This is a genomic window from Streptomyces wedmorensis (genome assembly GCF_000716445.1).
In the GTDB taxonomy this organism is placed as follows: Bacteria; Actinomycetota; Actinomycetes; order Streptomycetales; family Streptomycetaceae; genus Streptomyces; species Streptomyces wedmorensis.
The window spans coordinates 105,210-118,074 of record NZ_JNWK01000035.1; the positions used below are offsets into that span (position 1 = coordinate 105,210).

Annotated in this window: 9 protein-coding genes; 5 read left to right on the plus strand and 4 right to left on the minus strand. The window is 72.2% G+C overall.

Annotated elements, in window-relative coordinates; genetic code table 11:
- Positions 1–131: 131 nt before the first annotated feature.
- Together OO54_RS25590 and OO54_RS25595 are read left to right on the plus strand one after the other, a co-directional pair.
- Positions 132–1,445 (plus strand): family 2 encapsulin nanocompartment cargo protein terpene cyclase, encoded by a 1,314-nt coding sequence (locus OO54_RS25590; protein ID WP_033206959.1) that lies wholly within the window; start codon positions 132–134, stop codon positions 1,443–1,445.
- Positions 1,446–1,459: 14 nt separating this feature from the next.
- Positions 1,460–2,344: a geranyl diphosphate 2-C-methyltransferase gene (locus tag OO54_RS25595; protein ID WP_033206960.1), complete on the plus strand. Its 885-nt coding sequence runs from the start codon at positions 1,460–1,462 to the stop codon at positions 2,342–2,344.
- Between the two features lie 61 nt (positions 2,345–2,405).
- On the opposite strand, the gene OO54_RS25600 is transcribed toward OO54_RS25595, so the two are convergent.
- Positions 2,406–3,899 carry an MFS transporter gene (locus OO54_RS25600; RefSeq protein ID WP_033206962.1) on the minus strand — a complete coding sequence of 498 codons (1,494 nt, stop codon included), beginning with the start codon at positions 3,897–3,899 and terminating at the stop codon, positions 2,406–2,408.
- A gap of 133 nt (positions 3,900–4,032) precedes the next feature.
- On the opposite strand from OO54_RS25600, the gene OO54_RS25605 reads away from it, so the two are divergent.
- Positions 4,033–4,473 (plus strand): MarR family winged helix-turn-helix transcriptional regulator, encoded by a 441-nt coding sequence (locus tag OO54_RS25605; protein WP_033206964.1) that lies wholly within the window; start codon positions 4,033–4,035, stop codon positions 4,471–4,473.
- Positions 4,474–4,647: 174 nt separating this feature from the next.
- Here the strand turns inward: OO54_RS25605 and meaB are convergent, their stop codons facing one another.
- Genes meaB through OO54_RS25620 form a run of 3 tightly spaced genes read right to left on the minus strand, consistent with a single transcriptional unit; the run spans position 4,648 to position 9,613 of the window.
- Positions 4,648–5,631, minus strand: a complete 984-nt coding sequence (gene meaB / locus OO54_RS25610) for a methylmalonyl Co-A mutase-associated GTPase MeaB (protein WP_033206966.1) — start codon at positions 5,629–5,631, stop codon at positions 4,648–4,650.
- Positions 5,628–7,802 carry a methylmalonyl-CoA mutase gene (scpA, locus tag OO54_RS25615; protein ID WP_033206968.1) on the minus strand — a complete coding sequence of 725 codons (2,175 nt, stop codon included), beginning with the start codon at positions 7,800–7,802 and terminating at the stop codon, positions 5,628–5,630. The genes meaB and scpA overlap by 4 nt, the downstream gene beginning before the upstream one ends.
- On the minus strand, positions 7,802–9,613 hold the full coding sequence (locus OO54_RS25620; protein WP_033206969.1) for a methylmalonyl-CoA mutase family protein: 1,812 nt from the start codon (positions 9,611–9,613) through the stop codon (positions 7,802–7,804). The genes scpA and OO54_RS25620 overlap by 1 nt, the downstream gene beginning before the upstream one ends.
- A 140-nt stretch (positions 9,614–9,753) precedes the next feature.
- Between OO54_RS25620 and OO54_RS25625 the strand changes: the two genes are divergently transcribed.
- Positions 9,754–10,458, plus strand: a complete 705-nt coding sequence (locus OO54_RS25625; RefSeq protein ID WP_033206971.1) for a DUF2470 domain-containing protein — start codon at positions 9,754–9,756, stop codon at positions 10,456–10,458.
- A gap of 136 nt (positions 10,459–10,594) precedes the next feature.
- A complete protein-coding gene (locus OO54_RS25630; protein ID WP_033206973.1) occupies positions 10,595–12,865 on the plus strand; it encodes an MMPL family transporter in 2,271 nt (756 codons plus the stop codon).

Here is a 12,865-nt window from a genome sequence, read left to right on the forward strand (position 1 = left end):
GCGCATCGTCCGACCGGCTTCAGGGCCCGCCCCAGGCGCCCTCCCCAGGCCATCACCTCCCGGACCCGTCCGGGCCGGGCCGGCATGCCCGGAACGCGGGACGGCCCACCCACCTCTCCAAGGAGCCACGGATGCCCGACCCCGGGCTTTCCCCTCTGCAGTCCAGCCTGCCCTCCGGCGTGGCCGGGTTCGCCGCCCGCGTCCTCGCCGACGCGGCGGCGCACGGCCTCGCCGGAGCGCCCGCCGTCCCCACCGCGGCGCCCACCGAGGTCCCGGCGGCCGCCCCCGTGGCGGAACCCGTCGCCGAAGCGGCGGCCGAACCCGTCGCCGGATCCGCGGCCGTGGCCACCCCGCCCCGGCCCGACCTGGGCCGGATCCTGGGCGGTCCCACCGGCCTCGGCACGACGGCGCTGTCGCTGGTCCCGCGTGCGGAACCGCCGGCCGCGCCCCTCGGGCCGCCCGCCGACGCACTGATCATCCCGGGCCTCTACTACCACCCGGTGCCGGAGCCCGACCCCGTCCGCGTGGACGAGGTCAGCCTCCGTATCAAGTCCTGGGCGGTGGACGAGGTCCGGCTGTTCCCCGACGACTGGGAGGGCGAGTTCGACGGCTTCTCCGTCGGGCGCTACATGGTCGCCTGCCACCCGGACGCCCCGACCGTCGAGCACCTCATGGTCGCCACCCGCCTGATGGTCGCCGAGAACGCCGTGGACGACTGCTACTGCGAGGACCACGGAGGCTCGCCCATCGGTCTGGGCGGCCGGCTGCTCCTCGCGCACACGGCGCTCGACCCGCTGCACTCGACGGGGGAGTACCAGCCGCACTGGGCGGAGTCGCTGCACGCGGACGCGCCCCGGCGCGCCTACCGGTCCGCCATGGACTACTTCGTCCGCCAGGCGACGCCCTCCCAGGCCGACCGGTTCCGGCACGACATGGCCCGGCTGCACATGGGCTACCTCGCCGAGGCCGCCTGGGCGCAGACGGACCACGTGCCGGAGGTGTGGGAGTACCTGGTGATGCGGCAGTTCAACAACTTCCGCCCCTGCCCCACCATCACCGACACCGTCGGCGGCTACGAACTGCCCGCGGACCTGCACGCCCAGCCCGGCATGCAGCGGGTCCTGGCGCTGGCCGGCAACGCCAGCACCATCGTCAACGACCTGTACTCGTACACCAAGGAACTCGCCGGCCCCGGCCGGCACATGAATCTGCCCGTGGTGCTCGCCGACCGGGAGTCCCTCTCGGAGAAGGACGCCTATCTGAAGGCGGTCGAGGTCCACAACGACCTCATGCGCGACTTCGAGGCGGCCTCGGCCGAGCTGGCCGCCGCCTGTCCCGTCCCCAGCGTGCTCCGCTTCCTGCGGGGCGTGGCCGTGTGGGTCGACGGCAACCACTACTGGCACCAGACCAACACCTACCGATACAGCCTGCCCGATTTCTTGTAAGAACGGATTCTTCTGTGACCAACACCGAGCTCCCCACCCTCAACGGCACCTCCGCGTTCGTCCCCGCCCCGTCGACGCCGTACCAGGGAGACATCGCCCGTTACTGGAACGCCGAGGCCAGGCCCGTGAACCTGCGCCTGGGCGACGTGGACGGGCTGTACCACCACCACTACGGCATCGGTGCCGTGGACCACGCCGCCCTCGGGGACGTCGAGGACAGCGAGTACGAGAAGAAGCTGATCGCGGAGCTGCACCGGCTCGAGTCGGCGCAGGCCGAGGTCCTCCTGGACCAGCTCGGTCCGATCGGCGGCGAGGACACCCTGGTCGACGCCGGCTGCGGCCGCGGCGGTTCGAGCGTCATGGCCCACCAGCGCTTCGGCTGCAAGGTCGAGGGCGTCACCCTCTCCTCCACGCAGGCCGAGTTCGGCAACCGGCGGGCGAGGGAGCTGGGCATCGACAGCCACGTCCGCGCCCAGGTCTGCAACATGCTCGACACGCCGTTCGAGAAGGGCAGCATCGCCGCCTCGTGGAACAACGAGTCGAGCATGTACGTCGACCTGGACGACCTCTTCGCCGAGCACTCCCGGTTCCTCAAGGTCGGCGGCCGCTACGTGACCATCACCGGCTGCTGGAACCCCAAGTACGGCCAGCCGTCGAAGTGGGTCTCGCAGATCAACGCGCACTTCGAGTGCAACATCCACTCCCGCCGCGAGTACCTGCGGGCCATGGCCGACAACCGCCTCGTCCCGCAGGCCGTCATCGACCTGACTCCCGACACCCTCCCGTACTGGGAGCTGCGTGCCACGTCGTCGCTGGTCACCGGCATCGAGGAGGCGTTCATCGAGTCGTACAAGGACGGCTCGTTCCAGTACGTCCTGATCGCGGCCGACCGCGTCTGACTGTCACCTGCCGCAAGGGCCGGGTCCGTCGTGCGACGGACCCGGCCCTTCCGACATGGATTCAGACCGCCGCCGCGTCGGCCTTCTCCGGCGCGGGGACGGGCGCGCTCACCGGGGCCGTACGGGGGGCGTGGCCGCCCCGCAGGCCGACCCGGGCGATCACCGCGACCAGCGCGAAGGCGGCCGCCCCGATCCAGAAGGTGAGGGTGAACCCGGACTCGGCGGGCAGCGCCGGGGCGCCGGCGGGCAGGTGCTCCAGCGTCTGCGAGGCCAGGATCGTGGTGACGACGGCGCTGCCGATCGCGCTGCCGGTCGAGCGGGAGATGGAGTTGATGCCGTTGGCGATGCCGCTCTGGTGGTGCGGGACGCTCGCCATGATGACGGCGGGCATGGCCGCGTAACCGAAGCTGACGGCCGCGCCGACGACCACGCCGGCGCCGATCACCGAGGCGATGTGGCCGTGGTCGAGGGCGAGCCAGGCGAAGCCCAGGGCTCCGAGGCCGGCGGCCAGGCCCAGCGCCGTGCGCGGACCGCGGTGGCGGACCAGCTGGCCGCCGATCGGGGAGGCGAGCAGCGAGACGATGGCGCCCGGCAGCAGGAACTCGACGGAGGCGCGCAGGATGGAGGCGTCGAAGCCGTAGCCGGTGAGGGCCTCGGGCATCTGGACGAGGTAGGAGACGCCGAGGAAGTTCGCGAACATCCCGAAGCCGACGATGACGCCGGCCAGGTTGGCCATGAGGACCGGCCGGTGGACGAACATCTTCATGTCGACGAGGGGTTCGCGGACCTTGAGCTCGGTGAGGACCCAGACGACGGTCATGACGGCGGCGCCGGCGAAGCTGCCGAGCGTGCGGCCGGAGGTCCAGCCCCACTCGTGGCCCTGGGAGATGGGCAGCAGAAGCAGCAGCAGGGTGGCGCCGAGGGTCAGCGCGCCGAGGAAGTCGGTGCGGCCGCCGGTCTTGTGGCGGGTCGCCGGGACGAGGACGACGACCGCGAGCAGGGCGAGCACGGCGAAGGCCGTCGCCATCCAGAAGGCGCTGCGGTAGTCGGCGTCGGAGCCCGACGTCAGCAGGCCGGTCGCGACGAGCGCGAGGCCGCTGCCGAAGGCGAGGGTGCCGCTGACCAGCGACATCGCGCCGGGCAGCTTCTGCGGGCGGACCTCCTCGCGCAGCACGGAGAGGGCGAGCGGGAAGATCGCGGTGGCGGCGCCCTGGAGGACGCGTCCCAGGATCAGCAGGGGGAGCGAGGTCGCCAGGGCCGCGACGACGGAGCCGACGACCATGACGCCGAGGACGGCCACCAGGGTGGGCTTCTTGCCGTGCTGGTCGCCGAAGCGGCCGAGCAGCGGGGTGAAGACGGCGGCGGAGAGCAGGGTGGCGGTGGTCACCCAGCTCACGCCGGCGGTCGTGGTGCCGAGGTCGTTGCGGATGAGGCCGAGGATCGGGACCGGCAGGGTCTGCATCATCGACACGACCATGGCGGCGAGGCTGAGGGCGAAGACGACGAGCGTCTCGCGCCGCTGCTCTCCGGCGGGCGGGGGAGTCACGTTGCTCATGGGTGGGGGCCTTCTCAGTGCTTCAGGACATAGACCGTTGATGTCATCAAGTATTCGTCGAAGGTAGACCTCGATAGTTGAGGAGGTCAAGTAAACAATTGATAATGTCAAGCATCGCCAGTACGCTCGAACCATGAGCGCGACCACCCCCGAGACGCCCACCAAGCTCCAGCTCCTCGAGCTCCTCGCCGCCATCGGCACGGCCCAGTGGCGCGACTTCGCCGCGGCCGCGTCCCACCACGGCCTCACGTCCACGCAGGCCAAGGTCCTCGCGCAGCTGGGCGGCCCGCTGCCGATGCGCGCCCTCGCCACCCTGCTGGTGTGCGACGCGTCCAACGTGACCGGGATCGTGGACCGCCTGGAGGCCCGCGGCCTGGTGCGCCGCGAGCCCGACCCCACCGACCGGCGGGTCAAGAACGTCGTGGCGACCGACCAGGGCCGGGACGTCATCCGGCGCGTCCGCGAGGAGATGCAGGCCACCCACGGCGCCCTCGACACGCTCGGCGCGGACGACAGCGCCACCCTGTACGCCCTGCTGGCACGCCTGCGCCCGGGCATGGAGAAGGACGCCTGACGGCGAGCCCGTACCGTGGCACGGAGAGAGGTGTCCGACGGCGAGCCCGTACCGCGGCACGGAGAGAGGTGCCCGACGGGCGACCCGCACCCGGGCATGGAGAAGGACGCCTGACGGGGGATCCCGTGCAGGCGTCCTCGGTGCCGCTTGTCGGCCGGGGTCTCCGGCCGGGGCTCAGTCCCGGCGCTCCCCGAAGGCGGCCAGGATCCGTTGGGCGGCCAGCGTCGCCGTCAGCTCGCCGTCCCTGACCCGGCGCTCCAGGACAGGGGCCAGCTCGCGGACCGCGGCATCGCCGTGGAGGCGGCGGAGGAGCTCGTCGCGGACCATGCTCCACGTCCAGTCGACCTGCTGGTCGTGGCGCTTCGCCGTGAGGCGGCCGGTGGAGTCGAGCAGGGCCCGGTGCTGCTTCAGACGGTCCCAGACCTCGTCGAGACCGGCGGACTCGCGTGCGCTGCAGCTGAGGACCGGCGGCGCCCAGAACGCCTCGGCGCCGTGCATCAGCCGGAGCGCCCCCGCGAGCTCGCGCGCGGCGGCGCGCGCGTCGCGCTCGTGCGGGCCGTCCGCCTTGTTGACCGCGACCACGTCGGCCAGTTCCAGGACGCCCTTCTTGATGCCCTGGAGCTGGTCGCCGGTGCGGGCCAGGGTGAGCAGCAGGAAGGAGTCGACCATGTTCGCGACGGCGGTCTCCGACTGGCCGACGCCCACCGTCTCCACGAGCACCACGTCGTAGCCCGCGGCCTCCATCACGACCATCGACTCGCGGGTCGCCTGCGCGACCCCGCCCAGCGTTCCGGCGCTGGGCGAGGGGCGCACGAAGGCGGCCGGGTCGACGGCGAGCCGCTCCATCCGGGTCTTGTCGCCCAGGATGGAGCCGCCCGTACGGGTCGACGAGGGGTCGACGGCGAGGACCGCCACCCGGTGGCCGAGCCCGGTCAGCATCGTGCCGAACGCGTCGATGAACGTCGACTTGCCGACCCCCGGCACCCCGCTGATACCGATCCGCACGGCCTTGCCGGAGTGCGGCAGCAGCGTGGTCAGCAACTCCTGCGCGAGGGCCCGGTGCTGCGGGCGGGTGGACTCGACGAGGGTGATCGCGCGGGCGACGAGCGCCCGCTTCCCGCCGAGTACACCCTCCACGTAGGCGTCGAGACCGATCACCGAGCGTGCCCGAGGTCGGCCGCGAGCCGGGTGACCAGGTCGTGGGCCGCGTCCGGGATCACCGTCCCCGGCGGGAACACCGCGGCCGCGCCCATCTCCAGGAGCGTCGGCACGTCCTGCGGCGGGATGACGCCGCCGACGACGATCATGATGTCCTCGCGTCCCTCCGCCGCCAGCTCCTCGCGGAGCGCCGGCACCAGGGTGAGGTGTCCCGCGGCCAGCGACGAGACCCCGACGATGTGCACGTCCGCCTCGACGGCCTGGCGGGCCACCTCGGCAGGGGTCTGGAACAGCGGGCCGACGTCCACGTCGAAGCCCAGGTCGGCGAAGGCGGTGGCGATGACCTTCTGACCCCGGTCGTGGCCGTCCTGGCCCATCTTGGCGACGAGGATGCGCGGTCGGCGCCCCTCCTCCTCGCCGAACGCGTCCACGAGGGCACGGGTGCGGTCCACGGACGGCGACTCGCCGGCTTCGTTGCGGTACACACCGGAGATCGTACGGATCTGGCCCGCGTGGCGGCCGTACACCTTCTCCAGGGCGTCCGAGATCTCGCCGACCGTCGCCATCGCGCGGGCGGCGTTCACCGCCAGCTCCAGGAGGTTGCCCTCGCCGCCGGCGGCCCGGGTGAGCGCGGCGAGCGCGTCCTGGCAGGCCTGCTCGTCGCGCTCCTCGCGCAGCCGGCGCAGCTTGGCGATCTGCTGGGCGCGCACGGAGGAGTTGTCGACCTTGAGCACCTCGATCTGCTCGTCGGTCTCCACCCGGTACTTGTTGACGCCGATCACCGGCTGCCGGCCGGAGTCGATGCGGGCCTGGGTACGGGCCGCCGCCTCCTCCACGCGGAGCTTGGGGATGCCGGCGTCGATGGCCTTGGCCATGCCGCCGGCCTGCTCGACCTCCTGGATGTGCTTCCAGGCGCGGCGGGCGAGGTCGTACGTGAGCTTCTCGACGTACGCGCTGCCGCCCCACGGGTCGATGGTCCGGCAGGTGCCCGACTCCTGCTGGATGAGGAGCTGGGTGTTGCGGGCGATGCGCGCCGAGAAGTCGGTCGGCAGCGCGAGCGCCTCGTCGAGCGCGTTGGTGTGCAGCGACTGGGTGTGGCCCTGGGTCGCCGCCATCGCCTCCACACAGGTCCGGGTGACGTTGTTGAACACGTCCTGGGCGGTGAGGGACCAGCCGGAGGTCTGCGAGTGGGTGCGGAGCGACAGCGACTTGGCGTTCTTCGGGTCGAACTGCTTGACCAGCTTGGCCCACAGCAGCCGCGCCGCGCGGAGCTTGGCGACCTCCATGAAGAAGTTCATGCCGATCGCCCAGAAGAACGACAGGCGCGGTGCGAACGCGTCCACGTCGAGGCCGGCCTCGCGGCCCGCGCGGATGTACTCGACGCCGTCCGCGAGCGTGTACGCGAGCTCCAGGTCGGCCGTCGCGCCCGCCTCCTGGATGTGGTACCCGGAGATGGAGATGGAGTTGTAGCGCGGCATCCGCTGCGAGGTGTAGGCGAAGATGTCGGAGATGATCCGCATCGAGGGCCCGGGCGGATAGATGTACGTGTTGCGGACCATGAACTCCTTGAGGATGTCGTTCTGGATGGTCCCGGCCAGCTTCTCGGGCGGTACGCCCTGCTCCTCGGCGGCCACGATGTACAGCGCGAGGACGGGCAGCACGGCGCCGTTCATCGTCATCGACACGGTCATCCGGTCCAGCGGGATGCCGTCGAACAGCTGCCGCATGTCGTAGATGGAGTCGATGGCGACGCCCGCCATGCCGACGTCGCCGGTGACGCGCGGGTGGTCGCTGTCGTAACCGCGGTGGGTCGGCAGGTCGAAGGCGACCGACAGGCCCTTCTGCCCGGCGGCGAGGTTGCGCCGGTAGAAGGCGTTCGACTCCTCGGCCGTGGAGAAACCGGCGTACTGGCGGATCGTCCAGGGCTGGTTGACGTACATCGTCGGGTACGGGCCGCGCAGGTACGGGGCGACGCCCGGGTAGGTGCCCAGGAAGTCCAGGCCTTCCAGGTCCTGCCCGGTGTAGAGCGGCTTGACGGAGATGCCCTCCGGGGTCTCCCAGAGCCGGCCGTCACCGCCCGCCGCCTTCTCGAAGGCGGAGCGCCACGCGTCGGGACCTCCGTCGGCGGCCGGTGCCCCGAGCTCGATCCCGGAGAAATCGGGGATGGTCATCAGGACACTCCCATGCGGTCAAGGGTGGTGGAGAGCAGCGCGACGGCGTCACAGCCGGCGAAGGCGTACGCGTCGACACCGGCGTACTGCGCGGGGCGGCCGGCGAGGAGGACGCGGCCGGCACCGGCCGCCCGCAGCTCCGCCGCCGTGGCCTCGGCCATCTCTTCATACAGCGCGTCGCTGGAGCAGAGGCAGGCCTCGACGGCGCCGCTCTCCTCGAACGAGCCCTCGGTGACGGGCTCGATGCCGCCGGTCCTGAAGAGGTTGGCGGCGAAGGCGAGGCGGGCCGAGTGGGCGGCCGCAGGGCCGAGCGCGGCCAGGTAGACGCGGGGTCGGGCGCCGGTCGCCGCGAGGTGGGCGTCGGAGCGGGCCCGCAGCGCCTCGAAGGCCTCGTCGCGGCGCACCCGGGGGAGACCGCCGGTCGGCTGCTCGGGCGCGGGGGCGCGGTCCACGGGCTTCTCGTCGAGGTGCGGGAACTCGCTGACACCGGTGATGGGTTCGCGGCGGGTGGCGAGCTTCGCGCTGCGGGCGGCCCAGGTCTCGGCGAGGCGCTCGCCGATCGCCCCGGAGCGCAGCGCGGCCTCCTGGCCGCCGGCCTGCTCGATGCCCTGGAAGAACTCCCAGGCGGCGTGGGCGAGTTCGTCGGTGAGCCGCTCGACGTACCAGGAGCCGCCGGCCGGGTCGATCACCCGGGCGAGGTGGGACTCCTCGATGAGGATGGTGGAGGTGTTGCGGGCGATGCGGCGGGCGAACGCGTCCGGCAGGCCGAGCGCGTCGTCGAAGGGGAGCACGGTCACGGAGGCGGCGCCGCCCACTCCGGCGGCGAGGGTCGCCACCGTGGTGCGGAGCATGTTCACCCACGGGTCGCGGCGGGTCATCATCACCGGCGAGGTGACGGCGTGCTGGAGCTGCGCCCCGGCCTCCGGCGCGCCGCAGGCCTCGGCCACCCGGGCCCAGAGGCGGCGGGCGGCGCGGAGCTTGGCGATGGTGAGGAACTGGTCGGCGGTGGCCGCGTAGCGGAACTCCAGCTGGGCGCAGGCCTCCGTGACGCTCAGTCCGGCCTCGGTGAGACCGCGCAGGTAGGCGACGCCGGTCGCGAGCGAGCAGCCGAGTTCCTGCGCCGCCGAGCCGCCGGCCTCGTGGTACGGCAGCGCGTCCACGGTCAGGGCCCGCAGGCCGGGGTACGCGTCGGCGCAGCGGCGGGCGAGTCCGGCGACGGACGCCAGGTCGTACGCCGGGCTGCCGGTCCTGGCCTCGAAGCCGAGCGGGTCCGCGCCGAGGTTGCCGCGTGCGGCCGCGGGGGCGACGCCCCGCTCCTCGTACAGCCGCAGGAGCCGGTCGGCGGCCGCGGCCGTCTCGTCGCCCGCGTCGAGGACGACGGGCGCCAGGTCGAGGTACACGTCCTTGAGGACGGTGGCGAGGGAGGAGACCGGGATGCCGGTCCCGCCGACGCGCAGCCAGAGGGAGGTGACGCCGTTCTCCAGGTCGGAGAGGACCGCGTCGCCGTCGGCGGCCGCGTGGCGCTGGCGTACGTCCCAGCCGCCGGCGGTGTTCCCCTCGGCGCGGTCGCCGCGTACGAAGGGGGCGAAGCCGGGCAGGCCGGCGTCGGGTGTGGTGTCGTGCGCGGTGTACAGCGGCCGGGTGCCGATCCCGTCCTCGAGGACGGTGGACAGGGCGTCCTCGGCCGCGGGGCCGGAGACGTCCTTGCCGGACTTGCGCAGGACACCCGCCACCAGGTTTTGCCACTGCTCGTGTGGCGCGTCAGGGAATTCGGACGCCAAAGAGAGGCCGTCGTCAGGCAGGACCGTCATGCTCGGATGCTAGGGGAGATCGACAAAGGAGCAGGAGGGCGTACGACTGTGACCTTCTTCTCTTCCCGATCATGGGTTAGGTTAGGCTTACCTAAGTGGCGAGCCAAGGTGTCTCCGTCACCCGTCCCGGGAGAACGTGCATGCGTCCCTTCAGTACCCGCGCCGGCCGGCCGACCCCCGCCGAGCGCGTCCGGTCCGTCCTGTCCGCCGCCCACTCGATGAACGTCGTCACCGACGGACTCCACCAGGAGGTCCACCGCCTGGACGGCACGGGACCGATGGGCCACATCCACCTGCACGACCCCTCCGAGGACTGCCCCGCCGGACGGACCGCCCGCATCCCCGTCCGCCTGGAGTTCACCGACATCGCCCCCACCCCCGTCCGCCACCGCCTGCGAGCCCGCGTCACCCTGACGGGAGTGCTCTCCGCGCCGTACACGTCCGACGCGACCACGAGCACCTGCATGGAGTTCGGCCAGGCCCTCCTCGAGGACTCCGACGGGCGCACCTTCATCGGACTCGACGAACTCCAGGAGACCGAACCCGACCCGATGGCCGGCTGCGAGGCCGCCATGCTGACCCACCTCGTCGACGGCCACGCCGCCCTCGTCCCCCTGCTGCTGCGCCTCGTCCGGCCCCGCCCCGACCGCGACCTCGTCCGCGCCCTGCCCCTCGCCCTCGACCGGTACGGCCTCACCCTGCGCCTCGAACACCGCACCGGCCACCAGGACGTCCGGCTGCCGTTCCCCAGCCCCGTCACCGACATCGACCAGGCCGGCCCCCGCATGCACGCCCTCCTCGCCGCGGCACGCCGCTCCTCCCACACCCACCACCTGCTGACCTGAGCCGCCTGCCGCGGCGCCAGGCCCCGCTCCGGCCGAGATGCCGGAGCGTGGCGGCAGGCGAACAATGGACGGAGTAGCGCGCACGACGTAGGTACCGGATCGGCTCGGGGATCTCCTCTACGAACACGGCCACGCCATGAACGCAGGAAGTCCGGCCACGAGCCGGCCCGCACCGTCCAAAGGTGTCCTCTACCGCCTCGGACACTGGTGCGCCCGTCATTTCCTCGTCGTCATCGCCCTGTGGCTGGCGGCCGTCGCAGGACTCCAGATCACCGACCGGGCCGTCGGCGGCCAGTTCTCCGACAACTTCGCGCTCCCCGGAGTGCAGTCGGCCGAAGGGCTCGACGTCCTCCAGGCACACGACCCGGCCGCCGGCGGATACGGCGCCCAGGTCGTCCTGAACCGGCCGGCGGGCCCGCTCACCGACGAGGCGTCGACCGTCAACTCCGCCGTCGCCGCCCTGGCGAAGCTCCCCGACGTCCTCAGCGCCCAGAACCCGCTGCCGCCGCCGGGCACCACGCCGCCCGCACCCCCGAGCGGGACCCCCAACACCGGCCCGCTCTCCACCGACGGCAAGACCGCCTACATCACCATGCGCTTCAGCGTGACGCCCTCCACCCTCGGGACCGAGTACCTGAACGGCGTCGACGCCGCCGTGCAGCCGCTCAGGGACGCCGGAATCACCGTCGAGTACGGCGGCCCGCTCGGCGAACTCGCCCGCCCCACGGCCGACGACCGCACCAGCGAGGCGATCGGCTTCGCCGTCGCGATCGTCGTCCTCCTCATCGGCTTCGGCAGCGTCATCGGCGCGGTCATGCCCCTGGTCACCGCGCTCCTCGGCGCGATCTGCGGGCTCGCCCTGCTCGGCCTCGCCGCCGCCGCCTTCACCTTCGGCACCGTCTCACCCACCCTGGCCACCATGATCGGCCTGGGCGTCGGCATCGACTACGCGCTGTTCCTCATCACCCGCCACCGCCAGAACCTCATGAACGGCCACGATCCCGCCGACTCCGCCGGCCTCGCCGCCACCACCAGCGGCCGCGCCGTCCTCGTCTCCGGGTGCACCGTCGTCATCGCCCTGTCCGGCCTGTGGGTCTCCGGCGTCACCTTCATCGGCAAACTCGGCCTGGCGGCCGCCTTCACGGTCGTCACCGCGGTCATCGCCGCCCTCACCCTCGTCCCCGCCATGCTCGGACTCGTCGGCAAGCGCATCGACCGCTACCACGTGCGCAAGCCCGTCGCGGAGACCGACGCCGAGCCCGGCACTCCCGCGCACGGCACCTGGCACCGGTACGCGCAGCGCGTGCAGAAGCGCCCCTGGTGGTTCCTCACCGGCGGCGTCATCACCCTCCTGATCCTGGCCTTCCCCCTGCTGTTCATCCAGCTCGGCCACATCGGCGACGGCGCCGACCCCAAGTCGTTCACCGACCGCAGGGCGTACGACCTCATCTCCACGGCCTTCGGACCGGGCGCGAACGGGCCACTGACCGTCGTCGTCGACCAGACGGCCGTGCCGTCCGCCGACCGGGCGGCCCTCGCCTCCAAACTCCAGACGGCGCTGACGGGCGTCCCGGACGCCGCCTCCATCACCCCGCTGCAGACCACCCCGGACGGCGACGTGCTCATCGGCACCGCCTACTCCGTCGCCTCCCCGCAGGACGAGAAGACCACCCAGCTGACCGACCACCTCGTCGACGACGTCCTGCCCCAGGCCGTCGCCGGCACCGACGCGAAGACCTACGTCACCGGCACCACGGCCGCCCAGGTCGACTTCCTCGACATCGTCTCCAGCCGCCTGCCGCTGATCATCGCCGTCGTCGTGGCCCTCGCCTTCCTCGTCATCCTCATCGTCTTCCGCGGCCTTCTGGTCGCGGTCAAGGCGGCCGTGCTCAACGTGCTCTCCATCGCCGCCTCGTACGGCGTGGTCGTCGCCGTCTTCCAATGGGGCTGGGGAGGACCCGCGCTCGGCGTCTCCGGCAAGGTGCCCATCGAGAGCTACGTCCCCATGATGATGTTCGCCATCGTCTTCGGACTCAGCATGGACTACGAGATCTTCCTGCTCTCCCGCGTCCGCGAGGCCTGGCTGCGCACCGGGGACCCCGAGGCCTCGGTGGCCCACGCCCTGGAGATCACCGCCAGGGTCATCACCTGCGCCGCGCTCATCATGGTCAGCGTCTTCGCGGCCTTCATCGTCTCCGACAACATCGTCGTCAAGATGCTCGGCCTCGGCCTCGCGGCCAGCGTCCTCATCGACGCCACCGTGGTCCGCCTCCTCCTCGTCCCCGCCGTCATGACCCTCCTCGGCAAACACGCCTGGTGGATCCCGGGCTGGCTGGACCGGATCCTCCCGCACCTCGACACCGAGGGCGAAGGCGAACCGGAACCGGTCGCGGCCGCGAAGCGCTGA